Here is a 21,771-nt window from a genome sequence, read left to right as displayed (position 1 = left end):
CCGCGCCCGCTCACGGTGCCTGCGCCTTTTCGACGACCGGCCCGAGTCGATCCGCCGCCTTGGCCAACTCGGCCCGCGGATCGGCGTCCTTGCGGGTCAGCACCGCCTGTACCGCCGTATCCAGCGCTCCGTACAACTCCTGCGCGGCGACGGGGGGTTCGACCTGATACTCGAGCTTGCCGACACCGGCGACATACGGCGCGAAGTTCCCGGTCGGGATGTTCGTGTGCCTGCCGATCGCGACGTTCACCGGATCGGAGACCGCCGCCGAGTAGAACGGCAGCGTGGGCAGCCCGACCGCGAGCTTGTCCGCCGCCTGCGCGACCGCCTGTTCCTCGGCCGCGGCCGGGTCGTAGGCGGGCTTGAGGTAGAAGTAGTCGATCCACTTCACCGCCGCGGTCCGCTGCGCGGGCGTGGCCTTGGCGCTGACCACGGCCATCAGACCGCCGAGCAGTGTGGACCGGCCGCCGTTCTGCTGCGGCAGCGCGGCCATGCCGAAGTCGGCGGGCTTGCCGGAGTATTGGGTGATGTAGCGGTTGTAGCTGTTGACCGTGCTGATCATCATGCCGATCTTGCCCGCGGCGAAGTCCCGTTCGGCATCCTGCTGGGTACGCAGGTGGTTGTTGCCCATCGAGTCGTCCTGCCAGCGCATCGCGGCCAGTTGCCCCAACGCCTTCTCCGCCGGGCCGTCGAGCAGGGCCGGCACATACGTATCGCCGACCTTCTTCTCCATCGAACCGCCGAAGCCGTAGGTCATCGCGGTCAGGATCCAGCCGCCGGTGTTCTTGACGGTCATCTGCGTGTAGCCGGTGACGCCCGTGTCGGAGATCTTCTTCGCGGCGGTGCGGACCTCGTCCCAGGTGGTCGGCGGCTTGTCCGGGTCCAGGCCGGCCTTCGTGAACAGGTCGCGGTTGTACACCAGTCCGAGCGCGTACTCGGTGACCGGCAGCCCGAAGACGCGCCCGTCGGCGGCGGTGGCCGGCGCCAGGGCGCGCGGGTCGAGGTCGCCCGAGTGTGGCAACGCCTCGAGTTCGGCGCCGAGATCGGCGATCTGCTTGCGGGCGATCAGGCCGGGCGGCTCGGTCAGCGGAACGGTCAACACCGTCTCGGCGTTGCCGCCGGCCAACCGGGCGGCGAACGTGCGTGCGTCCCACTGGGTGTCGGTCGGCTTGACCTTGATCTTCGGGTTGGCCTTCTCGAACGCCGCGACGGCGTCCAGGAATTGTTGCCGTGTCTTGGGCGACGTGGTCGCCGGCATGCCCGCGACGGTGATCGTGGTTTTGCCGGAGGAACCGGCGCCGGACGAGCCGGACAAGCCGGACGAGCAACCGGCGGTGCCGGCGACGAGGGCGAGCGCGAGCACTCCGCCTCCCGCCACCACCCGCCGACGTCGACGCCGGAGCGTACTGACCGGGACTGACTCGGTCACGGGTACCTCCCTGGGTCCTGACCATCCCCGCTCCGGAACTGGCTCCGGAGCCGATGGGGTCGTATCTAATTCGCATTAGGAGGAGGTGTCAAGGGGGTTGCGGGCGGGTTGCCCGGCCCGGCGAATCAGACATACGGGGGTCTTGACGCGGCCGGGGGATCGGGGTACACATTCGCTCTAATCCGCATTAGATCGGTGTGACCCGCCGACCGCCCCTACCGACACCGCCGCGGTCGCCGCCGTCACCGCCGGCGTCACCGCTGCCGTCACCGCCGCGCCCCGGCCGCCGGGCCGTGCGCTTCCGCCGCTTCTGGTACTTCCACCGTCCTCGTCGCTCGGGAAAGGGATCCATGTCCGCCGACCAGCACAGCCCCGAACCACCCGACGCCGCTCCGGACCACCCCGCCCTCGCCCCCCGCGCCGGCCTGCACCGACGCGGCTTCCTCACCGGCGCCGTGGCGACCGGCGTGGCGGGCGTGGCCGGAGCAGCCGGCATCGCCGGGGCGGCGACCCCCGCCTCTGCCGGCGCGACGACGGCCGCCCCCGTCACCATCTCCGCCCCCGGCATCTCCCTGACCGCCGGCGCCGACGGACAGATCTCGGTCCGCGACGGCGCCGGCACCGAACGCATCCGGCTGACCAGGTTCATGACCAAGGACACCGTCGCCGGCCTGCAACCCACGACGGGCGGCACCCCGTCCCCGATCACGCTCCCGGACGGCAGAGCGGCGATCCGGGTCGACTACACCCTGGCCGCCGCCGCGAACGGCATCACCGTCCGGGCCGTCCTCGACGTCGCCCCCAACCGCGCGCATCTGCGCTGGGAGGTCGGCGGCTCGACCACGCTCGTCCCGGCCGGGTTCATGTTCGGACGTACGGTGCTCGCCCCCACCGCGCCGGAAGCCTTCGTCGCGCTCACCGCCTGGAACCGGGACGCGGGCGGCGGCATCCCGTACGAAACCAACACCGGCGTGGTCTACCGGGAGACCTGGGCCGACACCAACGCCTACTTCCGCCTCGCCGGCACCACCCCGGCCTGGACCAACGCCACCTGGATCCACGCCCCGGGCACCGTCACCCCCACCGGCGCGGTGACCGAGGCCGACCTCGTACTCGGCGCGATGCGCCCCGCGGCGGCCGGCACCACCGGCTCGGGCCGGCCGCTCGGCGTCGAGGTGTGGACCGACCGCCCGTTCTCACTCTGGGACCAGGGCGGCGTACCGATGCCGCTGCACGCGGAGGTGGCCAACGGCGGCACCACCGCCCGACCGGTGCAACTCTCCTGGTGGGCAAGGGACTTCGACGGTGCGGTGCTGGGCAGCGGCACGGTCTCCGGGACGGTCGCCGCCGGCGCCACGTGGACGCGGACCTTCACCGTCACCGCACCGGCGCACGGCATCGTGTTCACCGAGGTGTGCGCGACCTCGGGCCCGGACGAGGCGTTCGCCCGCACCAACCTGACGGTACTGCCGCCGTTCGACTACCAGGCGGGCGCGGACAGCATGTTCGGCATCGCCAACTACCCGTGGCTGCTCCAACCGTCCACGCCGGCCGTCCTGGACCTGATGCGCCGCATCGGCATCAAGCGGGTACGCATCTCCTACGACGGCGGCCCCGGGCTGCCACCGGCCACCTTGGACGCGGCCGGCCTGGCCCACAACATCGAACTGGCCGGCATCCCGCTCGGCGGCACCACCGCCCAGGTCGCCGCGTGGGCGGACACCAACACCGCCAAGGCGATCGGGGCGAACGCCGACTGGTTCGAGGTCGCCAACGAGATCAACAAGCCCTGGATGAGCGGCCAGACGGCCGCCGCCTACGTCCGCGACGGACTGCACCCGGTACGCGACCGGCTGACCGCGGCGGGAGCGCCGACCAAGGTGCTCAACGCGGGACTTGCCGGAATGGATTACGTCTGGACGGAGAACTTCCGCAACGCCGGCGGCTGGGACCTGATCGACGGCTTCGCCTTCCACCCGGGCCGGGGCAACTTCACCCCCGACTACGCCCCGGCGCCGGCCGACTGGACGATGGGCGACAACGGCACGTATTGGAACTTCCTCGGCGGGCTGCGCAAGGCCCGCGAGGTGATCGCCGCGTACGGCCCGAAGGAGCTGTGGCTGACCGAGGCGTACGCGTGCACCAAGCCGAACAGCTGGTGGCACGACACCTACCGGCACGCCGCCGAGAACGTGCTGCTCACCCTCGCACTGGCCAAGGCCGAGGGCGTGCGGTGCGTGAACTGGTACCAGCTGCACGACAGCGTCCTGGGCAAGCCGCAGTGGGCGGACCCGGCGAACTCCGAGTACCACTACGGCCTGATGCACCGCGACCTCGGCGCCAAGCCGTCCATGCTGGCCTACGCCACCGCCGCCCGTGTGCTGGACCGGGCCACGTTCGTCCGATGGTTGACGCCGGCCAACCCGGACCTCAAGGGCCTGCTGTTCGACTCCCCCGACGGCCCGATCTCGATCCTGTGGAGCCGCAAGGACGGCTACACCCTCAACCCGACCCACCCCACCGACTCCGGCTGGTTCCCCGCACCCGAGCCGTGGGTGGACCCGTGGCCGACCAAGACGACCCTGTCGGTCCAGGCAGCGGGCACGACGGTCCGGGAGGTGGACTGCATCGGCCGGGAGCGCACGCTGACGGCGACGGGGGGTCGGGTGGGGGTACGCCTGGACGGGGCGCCGCGCATCTACCACGGCCTCACGTCGACGCCGGAGGCGACCGCGTAGGGGCGGGGAGGGGGGAAGGGAAGGGAAGGGAAGGGAAGGGGACGGCGGCGCGTGCGTTCACGCGCCGCCGTCCTGGGCACCGTTGCGGGCGGCCGTTGCGGGCAGCCGTTTCGAACGGGCGCCGCGTCAGCTGTACAGCAGCGTCGGGCTCAGTGGTGCGCGTGCGACGCAGTACCAACCCGGCCACCCCGGGAAGAGCACGCGCAGGCTCCAGTTGGACGGCGAGGGCGGCGGCCCCGAGATCACGTCCGCCAGCGGTTGGCCGACCCCGATGGTGCCGCTGACCTTGGGAATGGCACCGAGATTGAACACGGGCGCACCACCCGGATACGGCGGGTTGATGGCACCGTCGTAGACCACGCCGCCGCTGGGCCCGTTGAAGATCGCGGTGGTATTGATCGAGTTGGCCGGGAAGCCGGCCGGAATCGCCGGAGCGGAGATGGTCACCTTCAACTGGCCGCCACCGGTGAAGTAGGTCACCTTGGCGGGAAACGCACGACCCCTGGCGTCCACACAGTCGTAAGGGGCCGTCGAGGGCCCGCCCGCGGAGGCGGATCCGACGAACGTGGTCACGGCGGCCAGTGCACCGGCACTGGCGAGCGCAGCAACCTTCACACGCTTTGGCATGGCTGACTCCCGGGTTTCTGGGTTGGACCCGAACCGTACGAAGGAGCAGAAGCACTGCGAACCAATTCCACACAGGGCGCGAACCAAGTAGAGCAACCCACACCCAACCTGACAAGCACCCAAACTCGTTGGCGCGATCCGTCAAGTCCCGCAAAAACACGGCCAGTTGCCACGCCGGCACAGCCCGAAAACCCAAACCGAGCAACGCGAAACGCACAGCCCAAGGCACAAGGGGGCCGGAGCGGGAGACCCAACGCGCAGGGCGAGCGACGCGGGGGGCCGGAAGCGCAGGGCGAGGACACGGGAGGCCAGAAGCTCAAGGCGAGCGACACGGGAGGCCAGAAGCGCAAGGCGAGCAACGCTGAACACCAGAAGCTCAAGGCGAGCAACACGGGAGACCACAAGCGCAACGCGAGCGACACGGGAGGCCAGAGTCGTGTCCGCAGCGTTGCTTCTTGTTGGGCGCTTCGCGCCGGCTCGCGGGGCACCGCTTTTCTGCTCCCCCGCTTCGCTCCTCCGCAGAAAAGCGGCACCCCGCTCGCGGCTGTGCGCCCCTCCGCTTCGCTCCGGGTCGCCCAGCCTAAAAAACAAGCGGCGGCTCCGCCGCTCTCCGCGCTTCGCGCGTCGATCACGTGGGCGACCCGGGTCGTGGGCGCTGACGCGCCGAGGCGGGCGGCGGGCCCGGGCGGCCGAAGGCGGAAGTCGGTCGTCCCCTGCCGACAGGCGCAGCGCGGCAACCGAGGGCGCGTACCGACCGCCGCCGCCGCCGATCGCGCAGCGGAGGTACACCTCGACACACAGCGCGGTAAACAGCGAGCCACGTGCCGACCGCGACCGCGACCACGCAGCGTAACCCGCGTGCCCTTGATCTTCCGGACAGTGACCCGCGGAAGGTCGTAGGAAACCGGAAAGAGAAAGCGCGTGCCGAAGAGATATACGCAGCAGTTCAAAGACGAAGCCGTTCGTCTGGTGCTGGACGGCCCCCGTCCGATCGTCCAGGTCGCGCGCGAGTTGGGAGTCAACGACACCACGCTCGGGAACTGGGTCGCACAGCATCGCAGGTCCGTGACGAAACCCGGGTCGACACCGCGTGGCGACGAACCGGTGACCGCGCGCGAACGGGAACTCGAACGCGAAGTTCGGAAACTCCGCGAGGAGAACGCCTTCCTGGTAAAAGCAAGCGCCTTCTTCGCCCGCAACCATCGGTGAGCTCCCGCTACGAACTCGTTGAGGCGGAGGAGGCCCACTTCCGCATCGCCGACATGTGCCGATGGCTCGACGTCTCCCGATCCGGTTACTACGAATGGCGGACCCGCCCGGAATCCGCCACGGCGCAACGACGCCGACACCTGACCGCGGCGATCAACGAAATCTTCACGGCCAATCACGAGACCTACGGCTATCGGCGCGTCCACGCCGTCCTGGCCCGCTCCGGCGAGACGGTCTCGCCGGAGCTGATCCGCGCCCTGATGCGCGACCTGGGCCTCATGCCTCGAGCGCATACGAAACGGGCACTCGACACCCGCAAGCCCGCGCCTCCACCGCGAAACTGCAGGTCAACGACTCACGAAACGTAAGCCACCCCTTCACGAACCCAAACGCCCCGGCCCTCTCAGGAAGCTCCCCGAAGAACCCAACCCGACCACCAGCACCCCCGCCGCCTGCCGACCGGTTCTCGCCGAGCAACCCGCCCGTATCGTCGGGGCTTCCGCTCTCGGGCCCCGTACGCCGGCGGCCGTCCACCGCACGTGCCGGCACCGGCACCACGCAACCAAAAACGCAAACCTCAGTGAACGCAGCCTCCGAACCCGACAGCACAAGTGGCCGAGCGGGAGCACACCCGACACCCGGCCCAACACCCCCGCAGCCCGATGCCCACAGCGCAGCCCCGCACCCACCCGACTACGCAGCGATCGGGCAACGCCCCTCATCCCGCCGGCCACCAGGCCCGGGCGCAACCCACCCACCCCGGCCACCAGGCCCGACCAGGCCCACCCGAAGCCTCTAAACCGCAACCTCCAAGACCAACAGCACGGGTGGGCCGGGCGGGAACACACCACACCCGGCCCAACACCCCCGCAACCCGATGCGCACACCGCAGCCCCGCACCCACCCGATGCGCAGCGAACGCGCAACACTCCTCATCCCGCCGGCCACCAGACCCGGGCGCACCCCGGCCACCCCGGCCTGATCAGGCCCGCCCGAGGCGTCTAAACCGCAGCCTCCGGGACCGACAGCACGGGTGGGCCGGGTGGGAACACCCGGCACCCGGCCCGACGCCCCCGCAGCCCACCGCTCGACGGCGAGCACGCATCCCGATGCGCACAGCGCAGCCCCCGCACCCACCCGCTGCGCAGCGAACCACGCAGCCTCCTCCTCGCGCCACCAGGCCACCGGCCCCGCCACGGGCCGCCAGGCCCGACCAGGCCCACCCGAAGCCTCTAAACCGCAGCCTCGGGGACCGACAGCACGGGTGGGCCGGGTGGGAACACACTCCGCACCCGGCCCACCGCCCAGGTCCGTGGCCCTTACGGCGAGGCGGCCTCGCGCTTGGCACCGGCCGCTGTGGCCAGTAGTTCCTCCGCGTGTGCGCGGCCCAGTTCCGAGTCCTCCAGGCCCGCCAGCATGCGGGACAGCTCCCGGACCCTTGCCGCGTCGTCGAGGGTGACCACGCCGGAGCGGGTGACCGTGCCGTCGCTGGACTTCTCGACCACCAAGTGGCGGTCGGCGAAGGCGGCCACCTGCGGCAGGTGCGTCACCACGATCACCTGCGCGACGCGCGCCAAACGGGCCAGCCGGCGGCCCACCTCGACCGCGGCCTTGCCCCCGACGCCCTGGTCGACCTCGTCGAAGACGAACGTCGGCACCGGGTCGGCCCCCGCGAACACCACCTCGACCGCGAGCATCACACGCGACAGCTCACCGCCGGAGGCACCCTTGGCCAGCGGCCGCGGCGGCGCGCCCGGGTGGGGGGACAGCTGCAACTCGACCTCGTCCACGCCCGTCGGCCCATACGCCAGCACCCGGTCCCCGACCGCCAGCCCGTCCGCGTCGTCCACCCCGTCGATCGCCACGCCGACCCGCGCATACGGCATCGCCAGCGCCGTCAACTCACCGGTCACCGCCGCCGCGAACTTCTCCGCCGCCGCATGCCGAGCCGCCGAGACCTCGCCCGCGAGCGCCGTCAACTCGCCCCGCAGCGCGTCGCGTTCGGCGGTCAACTCCTCGGTGCGGTCGTCGTCGCCGTCCAACTCGGCCAACCGCGCGGCCGACCGCTCCGCCCAGGCCAACACCTCGTCGATCGACTCGCCGTACTTGCGGGTCAACCCCGCCAGCGCCGCCCGCCGCTCCTCCGCCGCCGCCAACCGCACCGGGTCCGCGTCCACCCCGGCCGCGTACGACGCCAGCTCGGTGGCCACGTCCGCCACCAGATACCCGACCTCGCCCAGCCGATCGGCGAGCGCCGCCAACGCCGGATCGTGCGCCCGCACCGCCTCCACCGCCCGATGCGCCGCACCGAGCAGGGTCGAGGCGTCCACCGCGTCCGAACCGGTCTCGGGATCGCCCAGCAACGCCTCGTGCGCCGTGGTCGCCGCCGTGCGCAGCGCGTCCGCGTGTCCCAGCCGCAACGTCTCCGCGGCCAGTTCGGCGTCCTCGCCCGGCTGCGGCACCACCTGTTCGATCTCGGTCAGCCCGAACCGCAGCAGGTCCGCCTCCTGCGCCCGCTCGCGCGCCCGCGTGGTGATCTCGTCGAGCTCCGCGCTCACCTCGCGCAGTCGCCGGTAGACCGCGCCGTACGCCTTCAGCGGTACCGACACCGCCTCCCCGGCGTACCGGTCGAGCGCGGCGCGCTGCCGGGCGGGCCGCAGCAGCCGCTGCTGGTCGGTCTGCCCGTGTACCGCGATCAGGTCGTCGGCCAGATCGGTCAGCAACCCGATCGGCGCGGATCGCCCGCCGACGTGTGCGCGCGAGCGCCCCTCGGCCGAGACCGTACGGGCCAGCAGCAGCTCGCCGTCGTCGACGTCGGCACCCGCCTCGGCCGCCCGCCGCCCGGCGGGCGAATCCGCCGGCACCCCGAGCCGGCCCTCGACCAGAGCCTTCCCCGTCCCGTTGCGCACCAGCCCGGCATCGGCCCGCCCACCGAACAGCAAGCCGAGCCCGGTGACCACCATCGTCTTGCCGGCGCCGGTCTCGCCCGTGACCACCGTGAAGCCCGGCGCGAGCTCGACTACGGCGTCTTCGATGACACCCAGACCCTGTATCCGCATCTCTTCGAGCACGGGGACGACACTACGAGGTCGCGGGGACTCCACGCGAAGAAAGCAGTTCAACGGCGTGTGTCACCCACCCCAACACGCCCCCACACACGCAACGGACCCACCCGACAAGCCCAACGGACCGGCACCACGGGCCCCGCCCACCCGGCCCCGCAGGCGCACCCCCACGACCCACCCGGCCCAGCCCGCCACCTTCACAAGCACACACACCCACGGGTCCCCACATACACGACCACCCACCTGGCAAGCACCAGCCCGCGCCGCAAAAACAACCCCACGAGCACCATCCCGCCGCACGGGCACAGCCCGGCCCCGCAAGCACAACCAGCCGCCCCCGCACGCGCGATCTCACGCTCGCAGACACAGCCACAGAGCTCCGCCGGCACGACCACCAGCCTCGCGGGCGCAGTCACGACCCCAAAAGCACAGTCCCCCGCCCACGAAGGCGCAACCACCCGCCCCGCGCAAGCACGATCACCAAGCCCCGCCCGCACAGCCGGACCGGCCACAAACGCACTCCCACGACACCACAGGCACAGCTCCACCCCACACGCACAACCAGCCACCCCCGCACACGCAATCCCCCGCTCCCAGGCACAGCCACAGAGCTCCGCCCGCACGACCACCAGCCTCGCAAGCGGATTCACCGCCTCGCGGACGCAGCCAAGGCTCGCGGACGCAGCCACCCGCCCCGCGCAAGCACGATCACCAAGCCCCGCCCGCACAGCCGGACCGGCCACAAACGCACTCCCACGACACCACAGGCACAGCTCCACCCCGCACGCACAACCAGCCACCCCCGCACACGCAATCCCCCGCTCCCAGGCACAGCGCGGAGCGCCGCCGGCGCGACCACCAGCCTCGCGGACGCAGTCACGGCTCGCGGACGCAGCCACCCGCCCCCACACGCGCGATCCCGGGCACAGTCACAGAGCTCCGCCGGCACGACCACCAGCCTCGCGAGCGCAGTCACCGCCTCCCGAGCGAGCACAGACTCGGCCCCGCCGGCACGACCACCGACCTCGCGAGCGCAGTCACCGCCCCGCCGGCACGGCCACCGCCCCGCGGATCGAGCCTCGCCCGTCCCGCCCGCGGAACCCCGTCCGCACGCGTGAACGCCTCAGCGCCGCCCGCGCCACCCCTTCACCGGCAGCGCGAACTTGGCCACCAGCCGATCCGTGAACGGCGCTCGATGCAGCCGCGCCAACCGCACCGGCTGGGTCCCCCGCCGCACCTCGACCCGCGCGCCCGCAGGCAGGTGTACCGTCCGCCGCCCGTCGCACCACAGCGCACCGGGCGGAGTCTCCGCCGCCAACTCCAGCGCCAGCACCGAGTTCGGCGAGACCACCACCGGCCGCGCGAACAGCGCATGTGCGCTGATCGGCACCATGATCAGCGCCTCCACCTCCGGCCACACGATCGGTCCGCCACCGGAGAACGCGTACGCCGTCGACCCCGTCGGCGTCGCGCACACCACCCCGTCGCAGCCCCAGCGCGACAGCGGCCGGCCGTCCACCTCGGCGACCAGCTCCAGCATGCGCTCGCGGGAGGCCTTCTCGATCGCGGCCTCGTTCAACGCCCAGTTCGTATGCACGATCTCGCCGTTGACCCGCACCACCACGTCGAGCGTCATGCGCTCCTCGACGTCATAGTTCCGCGCCACCACGCGCTCGACCACGTCGTTCAGGTCCTCGCGCTCGGCCTCCGCCAGGAAGCCGACCCGGCCCAGGTTGACCCCGAGCATCGGCACCGCCGCCTCGCGCACCAACTCCGCGCCGCGCAGCAGCGTCCCGTCGCCGCCGAGCACGATCGCCAGCTCGCAGCCCTTGGCCGCATCCGGTTCCACGGACACCACGACCGCGCCCGGCAGGGCCAGATCGTCCGCCTCCGGCTCCAGTACCCGCACACCCAGGCCCGCCGCGATCAGCCGCTCCACCACCAGCCGCGCGCTGCGCAACGCCGCGGGACGGCCGGTGTGCGTGACCACCAGTATCGTGCGATCGCTCATCCCCGAATCCCCTCGTCCGCATCGCGTCGACCGCAGCCATATCCGTACGCCATACCGTCGCCGGCGCAACCGCACCCGTACGCCGTACCACCCTCGGCGCAGCCTCCGGCCGAACCCGACCCGCAGACCGAGCCCGATCCATCCACCGCGCCGCCGTCCACACCACCTCGGGCCGAGCCCGACCCGTACGCCGCGACGCTATCGCGCACGCCCTTCACCGCGGCCCCTCGGCGACCGCCCGATCGACGTCCGCCGGGTCCAGCTCGGGCGCGCCGGCCCGCATCCACAGGAAGTACTCGACGTTGCCCGACGGCCCCGGCAGCGGCGACGCGGTCACCCCGAGCACCCCCAGGCCCGACTTCGCGGCCTGCTCCGCGACGATCCGCACCGCCTCGGCCCGCAACGCCGGATCGCGCACCACGCCACCGGCGCCCAACCGCTCGCGCCCCACCTCGAACTGCGGCTTGACCATCATCACCAGGTCCGCCTCCGGCGCCGCACAGCGCACCAGCGCCGGCAACACCAGCCCGAGCGAGATGAACGAAAGGTCGCCCACCACCACCTCGGCCGCCGGCCCCACCTGATCCGGCGTCAACTCGCGCACGTTGGTCCGGTCCCGCACGGTCACCCGGTCGTCGTTGCGCAGCGCCCACGCGAGCTGCCCGTACCCCACGTCCACCGCGACCACGTGCGCCGCCCCCGCGCGCAGCAGCACGTCGGTGAAGCCGCCGGTCGAGGCGCCCGCGTCGATACAGCGCCGCCCCTCCACGGTCAGCCCGAGCGGGGTGAACGCGGCGAGCGCGCCCGCGAGCTTGTGCCCGCCGCGCGATACGTAGTCCGGGTCGCCCGCGTCGGCGGCGACCACCACGGCCGCCCCCGCGTCGACCTGCGTGGCGGCCTTGGTCGCGGCCTGGCCGCCCACCGTCACGCGCCCGGCCGCGATCAGTTCGCTCGCGTGGTCCCGGGAGCGAGCGAGTCCCCTGCGCACCAGCTCGGCGTCGAGCCTGCGTCGTGCCACCGGTCGTGCCTGCCGTTCCTTGGTTGTGCCGAAGTCGTCGACGAGAACCGCCACTCTCGCGCCGGCGCCGGGAGGTCGCCCGCCGGCCTCCGCGGGGCCCGGTGCCGTGCCCCGGCGTACCGGCGAAGCACCCGTTCGGTGGTCCCGATCGGATGCTTCGCCGATACGGCGAGGCGCGGTGCCGGACGCCGCGGAGCCCGACGGGAGAGCACGGACCCGCCCTAACGATCCAAATCCGCGAGGGTGTCCCGCAATCCCCGGTGTACATCCTCGTACACCGGCCCGTGCGCCTCGGTGGGCAGGTCACCCACACGGCTCAGGGTGGCCAGCACCGCATCCACGTGCGGGTCGCCCGTGGGAGGCGGCGGTTCGACGACGCCCGACCCGGTCGCGGCGTCCTCGCCGACCACCCGCTCCGTACCGAGGGCCTCGCTCACGACTGCCCGTCCGCGTCCGCCGCCGGCGCGGTCGGCTTGCGGATCGCCTTCTTGGCCGGCGCCGTCTTCTTCGTGGCGGCCGTCCCGTTCGTCTTGCGCGCCGGCTTGCGCGGCGCGGCCGGCGACGCCGAACCGCCCTCCGCCGCGGGCAGGTCCGCGACGCTCTTCTTCGCCGCCGCCTTCTTCGCGACCGGCTTGCCGGACCCCGACGAGCCGGCGCCCGGCGGCGTGGCAACAGGCGGTGTGGCAACGGGCGGGCCGGTCACCGGCGGAGTCGCGACCGGCGTCGCGGACGAACCGCTCGACCCCGCCGAACGCCCCACCCCACCACCCGATCCCGGCGCACCCGCCGGCCGCGCCGCCCGAGGCGTGGACGCCCGCGCCAACCGGTGCTCCAGGTCCGTCACCCGGCTCTTCAACCGGGTGATCTCCTCCTCGGCCTTGGCCAGATCCTTGGTCCACGGCCTCGTACGGGTCAGCGCCTTGTCCACCTCGCCGCGCACGATGCCCACGAGCAGGTCCCGGTTCGCCTTGCCGGTCTCGTACAACTCCTCGGCCACCTGCTGCACGAACTGCGGCAGCGCCTGGGCCTGTTCCGGAACCTGCTCCAGGTCGAGGCCGCTGCGCTCGACGAGGACCTTGGCCACCTCGGTGACCCGCTGCCTGGTCATCTCGGTCAAGCCACTGGCGATCTGAAGGTAACTGCGCACGACGTCTCGCATGAACCGGCGCCCGCCTTCCTGCTCCGGCCGCCGTATCGGTGCCTGCGCGGCGATACGAACGGCGATGATCGGTCTGCCCCCGACGCTACCCTCTCGACCGGCGCGCGAACGGAAGCAACGACATGCCGCCGACACGAACGCGGCGAACCCGAACCGCGCCGCACCGCCCACCGCACGACCACCCCGGGCATCGGCCGCCCCCGGGTGGGGTACGGTCGCCAACCGGATCCCACGGAAGGAACGTCCCCGCATGGCCACCGTCGAAGAGTGCCGCACGGCCCTCGAGGAACTGTCCGCCAAGATGGGCCGAGCGGAGGGCGACACCCGCAAGGCCGCTCAACTCGACCGCAGCCTCAGCTGCCACGTCACCGACCTCGACGTCACCTTCTCCGGACGCCTGCGCGACGGCGCCCTGCACGACATCGACACCGAGCCGCGCACCGAGAAGGCGCAGATCCGACTGGCCATGACCGGCGACGACCTGGTCGCGCTGGTGGCCGGCACCCTCAACTTCGCCTCCGCATGGGCCAAGGGCCGGGTCAAGCTGGAGGCGTCCTTCAGGGACCTGCTGGTACTCCGCAAGCTGCTCTGACCCGGGGAACCGGGGAACCGGGGAACCGGGTAAATCAAGAACCCCCGAACACCCGGCAGCGCCCGGACCGCCCGTCGCCCCTACCACCCCAACCGCTCCACCACCCCGTCCGTGTCGACCCCATCCGTGTCGACCCCATCCGCCGCCTCCGCGTCCTCGGCCCACACCGCCGCACACGCCGCCCGCAACCCGTCGATCCGCGCGCCCTTCCCCGTGACCGCCAACGCGCCGTCCACCACCCGCGCCGACCACCCGCCGCACACCCACGCGTCGCCGTCCCGCCGCGCCGTCACCGCCGGCTCCAGAAGCGCCCGCAAGTCCTCCGCGACGAACGTCGGCCGCCGGCCCGCACCGGCCGCCAACAACGCCCCGGGCGTGGTCACCCCGGTCAGCACCAGCAGGCTGTCCACGCCGCCGTTGTGCGCGCCCTCGATGTCCGTGTCGAGCCGATCGCCCACCACCAGCGGCCGACGTGCCCCGGTACGCAGGATCGTCTCCCGATGCAGCGGCAACTCCGGCTTGCCCGCCACCACCGGCTCGACCCCCGTGGCCGCGCGCACCACCCCCACCAGGGCCCCGTTCCCGGGCGCGATCCCACGCTCCGTCGGAATGGTCAGGTCCGCGTTCGAGGCCACCCAGAACACCCCACGCGCCACCGCATAAGACGCCTCCGCCAACTCCGCCCACCCCACATCCGCGGCAAACCCCTGCACAACCGCCGCAGGCCCGTCCCCACCCGAGCCGGAACCCGAACCCGAGTCCGAGCCCGAATCCGAACCGGAACCCGCGTCCGAACCCGAGTCCGAATCCGCCGACCGCACCGGTCGCAACCCACGCTCCCGCAGCGCCACCTCCAGGCCCTCACCGCCGACCACCAGCACCGACGCCCCCGCGGGCACCCGCTCCGCGACCACCCGCGCGGCGGCCTGTGCCGACGTCACCACGTCCTCCGGCTGCGCCGGGACCCCCAGCTCGACCAGGTGTTCGGCCACCGCCTTGGGCGTACGCGACGCGTTGTTGGTGACGAACGCCAACCCCATCCCCCGCTCGCGCGCCTCGGCCAACACCTCCACCGCATGCGGCACCGCCCGCGCACCCGTGTACACGACCCCGTCCAGGTCGAGCAGCGCCACGTCGTAGGCCCGCGCCAATTCACCCCCGTCCCCGCCCGCGTCCGAACCGTCCGTCGCCACCGCCGAGGTATGCCCGCTCACGCGTCGCCACTCCTGTCGCTCGTCTCGTCACCGTCCCGACCGGACCCACCGTCCCGGCCGTCCGCACCGATCGTCCCGTATGCCCCCGCCCGCGCCCGCAACGTGGCCCGCGCCTGCACCAGCGCCGTCCGGTAGTGCTTGGTCTCCGGCCGCATCGCCACCGCGAGCGCCAAGTGCTCCACGGCCGTCTCGAAGTCGCCGAGCCGCGAGGCGGACAGGCCCCAGCCGAACTGGGCGTAGTCGTCCGCCGGATCCGACTCCGCCACCGCCCGAAAATGCCGCAGCGCCTCATCGTGTCTACCCGAGTCGAACCAGGCCCGCGCCAGCGCCTCCCGCACGCTGCGCGACTCCGGCGCCGCGTCCGCCGCCCGCGCCAGCAACAGCGCGGCGGCGGCCGGATTACCCGACGCGAGCAGTTGCACCCCGCGCCGATACCAGTCGTACACGTCTCCAGTGGGCGCACCGTTCACCCCGTCGGCTCCCTGAGCCATCGCCATGATGCCCTCCCGCACCTCGACCACCCCGCCGTCCACCGAACCGACGCCCCGAACCGGGACGTCCGACGATCCGGAGGGCCGGCGACATCGGATGTCCTGATCTTGCCCGCCCTCGGGCCCGTAACATTCGGTCATGGATGACGCAGTGCCGAACGGGCTCGATCTGGCCCCCTTCCGCGGGCTCCGCTACGACCCGGAACGCGTGGGGGACGTCGCGTCGGTGACCTCGCCACCGTACGACGTGGTCGAGCCCGGCGGCGTACCCGCGCTGGAGGACGCCGACCCGCACAACATCGTGCGCCTGGTGCTGCCGCGCAGCGCGGTACACGCCGGCACCACGTTGCGCACCTGGCTCGCCGAGGGGGTGCTGCGTCCCGATCCGCTGCCCGCGCTCTACGTCTACGAGCAGCGCGACCACAACTCGATCCAACGCGGTCTGATCGGCGCCCTCTCACTCGACTCCGCGGTACTGCCGCACGAGGACGTGATGCCCGGCCCCGTCGCGGACCGCGCCGCGATCATGAGCGAGCTGTCGGCGAACCCCGAGCCGATCCTGCTCGTGTACACGGGCGGCGGACGCGCCTCGGACATAGTCGAACAGACCACCCACCAACCGCCGCTCGTCGGCCTGCGCACACCCGACGGCATACGGCACCGGCTGTGGGGGGTGACCGATCGCCACGCGCTCGCCGGGATCCGCGACGACCTGGCACTCCGCAAGGCGCTGATCGCCGACGGCCACCATCGCTGGGCGGCCTACGCGCGGATGCGCGACCGCGCGCACGCGGACGGCCGCGGCGACGGCCCCTGGGATCGCGGCCTGGTGCTGCTCGTGGACACCGTCCGCCACCCGCTGCGGGTCGGCGCGATCCACCGCGTACTGCCGAAGCTGCGCCCCGCACAGGCGCTGAACGAACTGGCCACGTACGGCGACGCGGGCGCCGGCGCGTTCCTGGCCCGCCCCCTCGACGGCACGCTGCCCGCCGCCCTGTGGGCCCTGGACCAGGCCACCGGGCCGGCGTTCCTGCTCGCCGGCGACCGCCGCTTCCACCTGCTCACCGGCCCCGACCCGGACCTGCTCGACCTCGCCATCCGCGCCGACCGCCCGCGCATCTGGCGCAGCCTGGACGCCACGGTCCTGCACGCCGCCCTGCTCGAACAGGTGTGGCACGTGCCGGACAACTGGGACAACATCACCTACGTCCACGACGCCGCGGCCGCCGTCCGCCAGGCCAACCACACCGGCGGCACCGCGATCCTGCTGCGCCCCACGGACGAACGAGTGGTCCGGGACCTGGCCGAACAGGACATCCGCATGCCCAGGAAGTCCACCTCGTTCGGCCCGAAGCCGGCCACGGGCCTGGTTCTCAGAAGCCTCGACCTGGCCGAATGACCACGTAGCCCACCACACCGAAACACAAAAAGGGCCCGGCACGAATGCCGGGCCCTTCCCATCACACCTCTTCGACGCTCAATCAGTCCTTGACGTCACCGACGACCGAATCCTCGTCATCGTCCGAGTCGGTCTCGGTCTCGGTCTCGACCTCGGTCTCGGCGTCACCCTCGAACTCGACCGCCTCCGCAGCCGAGTCCTCGATGTCGACGTCGACCTCATCGTCGTCGACCTCGTCGTCCTCCGCGTCCGGGTCGAGCGCATCGGTGAAGTCGAGTCCGTCCAGCTCCGCGACCCGCTCGGCCGCACCGGTCTCGCCCGTCGTGTCCGCCTCGGCGGCCCGCCCGAACCAGTCCCGCGCCTCGTCGTCGCGACCCGCCGCCGCCAACGCGTCGGCGTACGCGAACCGCAGTCGCGCCACCCACGGATTCGTCGACGCCGAATTCAACTCCGGCACCTGAAGGGTGACCACGGCCGCGTCGAGCTGGTCCAGGTCCCGACGCGCACCGGCCGCGACGATCCGCAGCTCGATCTGCGCGGCCTTGTCCAGCTCCTTGACCTCGTCCGCCCCGGCCATCTGCAACGCCCGCTCCGGACGGCCCAGGCCACGCTCGCAGTCGGCCATCACGGCCCAGTGCTCGCTGGACCCGGTCATCCGCCGGGCCGCCCGCAGCTCGGACAGCGCCTCGGCATAGGCCCCGGCCATGTACGCCGCGATCCCGGCCGCCTCACGCACGGCTGCCACGCGCGACGCGAGCCGCAGCGCGACCTTCGCGTACTTGTACGCCAGTTCGGGGTCCTCGTCGACCGTACGGCCGATCATCACCAGGTTGCGCGCGACCTCGTCGGCAAGCGTCTTGGGCAGCCCACGCAGTTCCTGACGCGCCTCCGCACCGAGTTCCTCGGCCTGGACGTCCTCCGGAATGAACATGCGCTCGACCGGCACGTAGCCCGGCTCGTCCCGACGGTCGTACGACGGACGCGACGCGCCACGGTCGTCCCGGTTCCCGTACGACGACCGACCGCCACGATCGCGGTCCCGGTCCCCGAAGGAGGGCCGACCACCGCGGTCGTCCCGCCCGAACGAGGGGCGCGAGCCCCCACGATCGTCCCGCGCGGGCCGATCCGACCGGAACGGAGCACGCGCCCCACCACGGTCGTCACGGGCAGGCCGGTCGGAGCGCTCGGGCCGGTCCGACCGGAACGGCGGACGACGGTCCCCACCACGGTCGTCGCGGTTGAACGGCGGCCGACGATCCCCACCGCGCTCGTCCCGACCGCCACTCGCCGGACGCCCGGAACCCCGGTCGTCCCGCCGCGGCGCCGGACGACGCTCCTGGAACGGCTGCCGCGCGCCGGGCCGACCGTTGTAGGTCGGCCGGCTGCTGGCGCCGTCGCGGTGGTCACGATCCCCGAACTCACGCTCGTCCCGAGCAGGCCGCTCCGCCCGCTGCGGCGGACGCGACGCGCCACGGTCGTCCCGGCTGCCATACGACGGCCGGCCGGACCCACGGTCGTCACGGTTGAACGGCGGCCGACGATCCCCACCGCGGTCATCACGCTCGAACCCCGGACGCGACCCACCACGATCGTCTCGAGCAGGCCGATCCGCACGATCCGAACGGAACGGCAACCGCCCACCGGGCCCCCCACGGTCGTCCCGACCGTAGGGAGGACGCGACCCACCACGCTCATCGCGGGCAGGCCGGTCGGAGCGCTCGGGCCGGTCCGACCGGAACGGCGGACGACGGTCCCCGCCACGGTCATCGCGGTTGAACGGCGGCCGACGATCCCCACCGCGCTCCTCACGGAACCCGGGCCGATCGTCGCGCCCACCCTGGGAACGCCGGTCCCCACCACGGTCGTCACGATTGAACGAGGGACGCGACCCACCACGATCGTCGCGGTTGCCATACGACGGTCGACCACCACGATCGTCACGGCCGTACGACGGCCGGTCCTCGCGGTTCGGACGGGCGATCGCGTGGTCGCCACGGGCCCCGTACGAAGTACGCGACTGCCCACGATCCCGCTCCGGAGCATCCGACCGGAACGGCGGACGCGACCCACCACGGTCATCACGACCAGGCCGGTCGGAACGCTCGGGCCGATCCGACCGGAACGGCGGCCGACGATCCCCACCGCGCTCCTCACGGAACCCGGGCCGATCGTCGCGCCCACCCTGGGAACGCCGGTCCCCACCACGGTCGTCACGATTGAACGAGGGACGCGACCCACCACGATCGTCGCGGTTGCCATACGACGGCCGACCGGACCCACGGTCGTCACGATTGAACGGCGGCCGCGACCCACCACGGTCGTCCCGAGCAGGCCGATCCGAACGCTCGGGCCGGTCCGACCGATACGGCGGACGCGAACCGCCACCGGAACGATCGTCCCGGTTGAACGACGGACGCGAGAACCCACCACGATCGTCCCGCCCACCGGACTGCGGACGCCCCGTACCCGCACCGCGGTTGCCCCCACGGTCGTCACGGTTGAACGAAGGACGCGAACCGCCCCGATCATCACGACCGCCCTGGCCACGATCACCGGAAGCCGGACGGCCACCACGATCGTCACGGTTGAACGGCCGGCGATCACCGCCGCCACCGCCCCCGAGTACTGCGATCCACCGGGACGGCGACTCGGCCGTCCCTCGGAGGGGGGATTGGACATGGGATTTGCTCCTCGTGATCGTCGTGCGGGTACGCAGTCGCCTGTGGCGCGACCACCATTGTCCCGTATGACGAACGAAGTCGGCGCACCCGACAGTGGCCGTGAACCCCTGAACGCAGGGGTCGCCACGATAAATAGAACAGGATAAAAAAATAAGGGGCCCCACCGGGGTGGGGCCCCTTATTCACGTAGATTCCGGCGGCGTCCTACTCTCCCACACCCCTTCGAGTGCAGTACCATCGGCGCTGGAGAGCTTAGCTTCCGGGTTCGGAATGAGACCGGGCGTTTCCTCTCCGCCAAGACCACCGGAAAACCATCGAACCCACAACCATGGGTCGTTCGGTGAACCAGAAATCACATGCGGTGATTCAATTATCAAACAGGTTCCCCGAAACCGATTGCGGTTCGGGAACCACACAGTGGACGCGTAGCAACTGAGGACAAGTCCTCGGCCTATTAGTACCGGTCAGCTCCACCCCTCACAGGGCTTCCACACCCGGCCTATCAACCCGATCGTCTCTCGGGGGCCTTACCCAACCGAAGCTGGTGGGAGTCCTCATCTCGAAGCAAGCTTCCCGCTTAGATGCTTTCAGCGGTTATCCCTCCCGAACGTAGCCAACCAGCCATGCCCTTGGCAGAACAACTGGCACACCAGAGGTTCGTCCGTCCCGGTCCTCTCGTACTAGGGACAGCCCTTCTCAAGACTCCTACGCGCACAGCGGATAGGGACCGAACTGTCTCACGACGTTCTAAACCCAGCTCGCGTACCGCTTTAATGGGCGAACAGCCCAACCCTTGGGACCTACTCCAGCCCCAGGATGCGACGAGCCGACATCGAGGTGCCAAACCATCCCGTCGATATGGACTCTTGGGGAAGATCAGCCTGTTATCCCCGGGGTACCTTTTATCCGTTGAGCGACGGCGCTTCCACAAGCCACCGCCGGATCACTAGTCCCTGCTTTCGCACCTGCTCGACCCGTCGGTCTCACAGTCAAGCTCCCTTGTGCACTTACACTCGACACCTGATTGCCAACCAGGATGAGGGAACCTTTGGGCGCCTCCGTTACCCTTTGGGAGGCAACCGCCCCAGTTAAACTACCCATCAGACACTGTCCCTGATCCGGATCACGGACCCAGGTTAGACATCCAGCACGACCAGAGTGGTATTTCAACGACGACTCCAAGAACACTGGCGTGTCCCCTTCACAGTCTCCCACCTATCCTACACAAGCCGAACCGAACACCAATATCAAACTATAGTAAAGGTCCCGGGGTCTTTCCGTCCTGCTGCGCGAAACGAGCATCTTTACTCGTAGTGCAATTTCACCGGGCCTGTGGTTGAGACAGTCGAGAAGTCGTTACGCCATTCGTGCAGGTCGGAACTTACCCGACAAGGAATTTCGCTACCTTAGGATGGTTATAGTTACCACCGCCGTTTACTGGCGCTTAAGTTCTCAGCCTCGCCCCGAAGAGCTAACCGGTCCCCTTAACGTTCCAGCACCGGGCAGGCGTCAGTCCGTATACATCGTCTTACGACTTCGCACGGACCTGTGTTTTTAGTAAACAGTCGCTTCTCGCTGGTCTCTGCGGCCACCACCAGCTCACCCTGCAAGAGGGATCACCAACAATGGCCCCCCTTCTCCCGAAGTTACGGGGGCATTTTGCCGAGTTCCTTAACCACAGTTCACCCGAACGCCTTGGTATTCTCTACCTGACCACCTGAGTCGGTTTGGGGTACGGGCCGCCACGACACTCGCTAGAGGCTTTTCTCGGCAGCATAGGATCATCCACTTCCCCACAATCGGGTCGGCATCAGGTCTCAGGCTGTATGTCGTGCGGATTTGCCTACACGACGCCCTACACCCTTACCCCGGGACTACCACCGCCCGGGCTGGACTACCTTCCTGCGTCACCCCATCGCTCACCTACTACCCGATTGGTTCGGCGGCTCCACCCATCCGATCACCCGAAGGATCCCGGCGGCTTCACGGCCTTAACATCACGAGGTTCGGCGCTGGCGCATCGTAGCGGGTACGGGAATATCAACCCGTTGTCCATCGACTACGCCTGTCGGCCTCGCCTTAGGTCCCGACTTACCCTGGGCGGATTAGCCTGCCCCAGGAACCCTTGGTCATCCGGC

General features: G+C 71.0%; 15 protein-coding genes and 2 rRNA genes (1 of these 17 cut by a window edge). 5 read left to right on the top strand and 12 right to left on the bottom strand.

Going from position 1 to position 21,771, the window contains the following annotated elements:
* Nucleotides 1-10: 10 nt before the first annotated feature.
* Complete coding sequence (locus B4N89_RS23445) at nucleotides 11-1,429, bottom strand: ABC transporter substrate-binding protein (protein ID WP_143658061.1); 1,419 nt, start codon at nucleotides 1,427-1,429, stop codon at nucleotides 11-13.
* 350 nt (nucleotides 1,430-1,779) lie between these two features.
* On the opposite strand from B4N89_RS23445, the gene B4N89_RS23440 reads away from it, so the two are divergent.
* Nucleotides 1,780-4,167 (top strand): hypothetical protein, encoded by a 2,388-nt coding sequence (locus B4N89_RS23440; protein WP_078977780.1) that lies wholly within the window; start codon nucleotides 1,780-1,782, stop codon nucleotides 4,165-4,167.
* A gap of 126 nt (nucleotides 4,168-4,293) precedes the next feature.
* On the opposite strand, the gene B4N89_RS23435 is transcribed toward B4N89_RS23440, so the two are convergent.
* Nucleotides 4,294-4,794 (bottom strand): hypothetical protein, encoded by a 501-nt coding sequence (locus B4N89_RS23435; RefSeq protein WP_143658060.1) that lies wholly within the window; start codon nucleotides 4,792-4,794, stop codon nucleotides 4,294-4,296.
* A gap of 921 nt (nucleotides 4,795-5,715) precedes the next feature.
* Between B4N89_RS23435 and B4N89_RS23430 the strand changes: the two genes are divergently transcribed.
* Nucleotides 5,716-6,003, top strand: coding sequence for a transposase (locus B4N89_RS23430; protein WP_078977778.1), 288 nt, complete (start codon nucleotides 5,716-5,718; stop codon nucleotides 6,001-6,003).
* The gene (locus B4N89_RS23425) at nucleotides 6,000-6,371 is read left to right on the top strand and encodes an IS3 family transposase (RefSeq protein ID WP_078977777.1); all 372 of its coding nucleotides are present in this window, start codon (nucleotides 6,000-6,002) and stop codon (nucleotides 6,369-6,371) included. Before B4N89_RS23430 ends, B4N89_RS23425 begins: the two co-directional genes overlap by 4 nt.
* 951 nt (nucleotides 6,372-7,322) lie before the next feature.
* On the opposite strand, the gene recN is transcribed toward B4N89_RS23425, so the two are convergent.
* From recN to B4N89_RS23400, 5 genes are all read right to left on the bottom strand, one after another.
* On the bottom strand, nucleotides 7,323-9,062 hold the full coding sequence (gene recN / locus B4N89_RS23420; RefSeq protein WP_078977776.1) for a DNA repair protein RecN: 1,740 nt from the start codon (nucleotides 9,060-9,062) through the stop codon (nucleotides 7,323-7,325).
* A gap of 1,129 nt (nucleotides 9,063-10,191) precedes the next feature.
* Entirely contained in the window at nucleotides 10,192-11,079 is an 888-nt protein-coding gene (locus B4N89_RS23415; RefSeq protein ID WP_078977775.1) for an NAD kinase, read from the bottom strand.
* Between the two features lie 214 nt (nucleotides 11,080-11,293).
* Complete coding sequence (locus B4N89_RS23410; protein WP_078979570.1) at nucleotides 11,294-12,097, bottom strand: TlyA family RNA methyltransferase; 804 nt, start codon at nucleotides 12,095-12,097, stop codon at nucleotides 11,294-11,296.
* 221 nt (nucleotides 12,098-12,318) lie between these two features.
* Nucleotides 12,319-12,534: a hypothetical protein gene (locus tag B4N89_RS23405; RefSeq protein ID WP_078977774.1), complete on the bottom strand. Its 216-nt coding sequence runs from the start codon at nucleotides 12,532-12,534 to the stop codon at nucleotides 12,319-12,321.
* Nucleotides 12,531-13,256, bottom strand: coding sequence for a hypothetical protein (locus tag B4N89_RS23400; protein WP_078977773.1), 726 nt, complete (start codon nucleotides 13,254-13,256; stop codon nucleotides 12,531-12,533). Before B4N89_RS23400 ends, B4N89_RS23405 begins: the two co-directional genes overlap by 4 nt.
* 250 nt (nucleotides 13,257-13,506) lie before the next feature.
* On the opposite strand from B4N89_RS23400, the gene B4N89_RS23395 reads away from it, so the two are divergent.
* Complete coding sequence (locus B4N89_RS23395) at nucleotides 13,507-13,848, top strand: alkyl sulfatase C-terminal domain-containing protein (protein WP_078977772.1); 342 nt, start codon at nucleotides 13,507-13,509, stop codon at nucleotides 13,846-13,848.
* An 80-nt stretch (nucleotides 13,849-13,928) separates the two neighbouring features.
* Here the strand turns inward: B4N89_RS23395 and B4N89_RS23390 are convergent, their stop codons facing one another.
* Together B4N89_RS23390 and B4N89_RS23385 are read right to left on the bottom strand one after the other, a co-directional pair.
* Nucleotides 13,929-15,041: an HAD-IIA family hydrolase gene (locus B4N89_RS23390; RefSeq protein WP_414646427.1), complete on the bottom strand. Its 1,113-nt coding sequence runs from the start codon at nucleotides 15,039-15,041 to the stop codon at nucleotides 13,929-13,931.
* A 17-nt stretch (nucleotides 15,042-15,058) separates the two neighbouring features.
* On the bottom strand, nucleotides 15,059-15,559 hold the full coding sequence (locus B4N89_RS23385; protein WP_235618741.1) for a tetratricopeptide repeat protein: 501 nt from the start codon (nucleotides 15,557-15,559) through the stop codon (nucleotides 15,059-15,061).
* A 133-nt stretch (nucleotides 15,560-15,692) separates the two neighbouring features.
* Here B4N89_RS23385 and B4N89_RS23380 point away from each other — a divergent pair, with 133 nt between their 5' ends.
* A complete protein-coding gene (locus B4N89_RS23380; protein WP_078977771.1) occupies nucleotides 15,693-16,952 on the top strand; it encodes a DUF1015 family protein in 1,260 nt (419 codons plus the stop codon).
* An 82-nt stretch (nucleotides 16,953-17,034) separates the two neighbouring features.
* On the opposite strand, the gene B4N89_RS23375 is transcribed toward B4N89_RS23380, so the two are convergent.
* From B4N89_RS23375 to B4N89_RS23365, 3 genes are all read right to left on the bottom strand, one after another.
* Nucleotides 17,035-17,883 carry a hypothetical protein gene (locus B4N89_RS23375; protein ID WP_078979567.1) on the bottom strand — a complete coding sequence of 283 codons (849 nt, stop codon included), beginning with the start codon at nucleotides 17,881-17,883 and terminating at the stop codon, nucleotides 17,035-17,037.
* A gap of 1,941 nt (nucleotides 17,884-19,824) precedes the next feature.
* Nucleotides 19,825-19,941, bottom strand: a 5S ribosomal RNA gene (gene rrf, locus B4N89_RS23370).
* A 126-nt stretch (nucleotides 19,942-20,067) separates the two neighbouring features.
* Nucleotides 20,068-21,771, bottom strand: a 23S ribosomal RNA gene (locus B4N89_RS23365) (it continues 1,424 nt past the right edge of the window).

Source organism: Embleya scabrispora, assembly GCF_002024165.1.
Lineage (GTDB): Bacteria > Actinomycetota > Actinomycetes > Streptomycetales > Streptomycetaceae > Embleya > Embleya scabrispora_A.
Note: the sequence above shows the minus strand (reverse complement) of the source record. Positions and strands in the feature narration are given on the sequence as shown.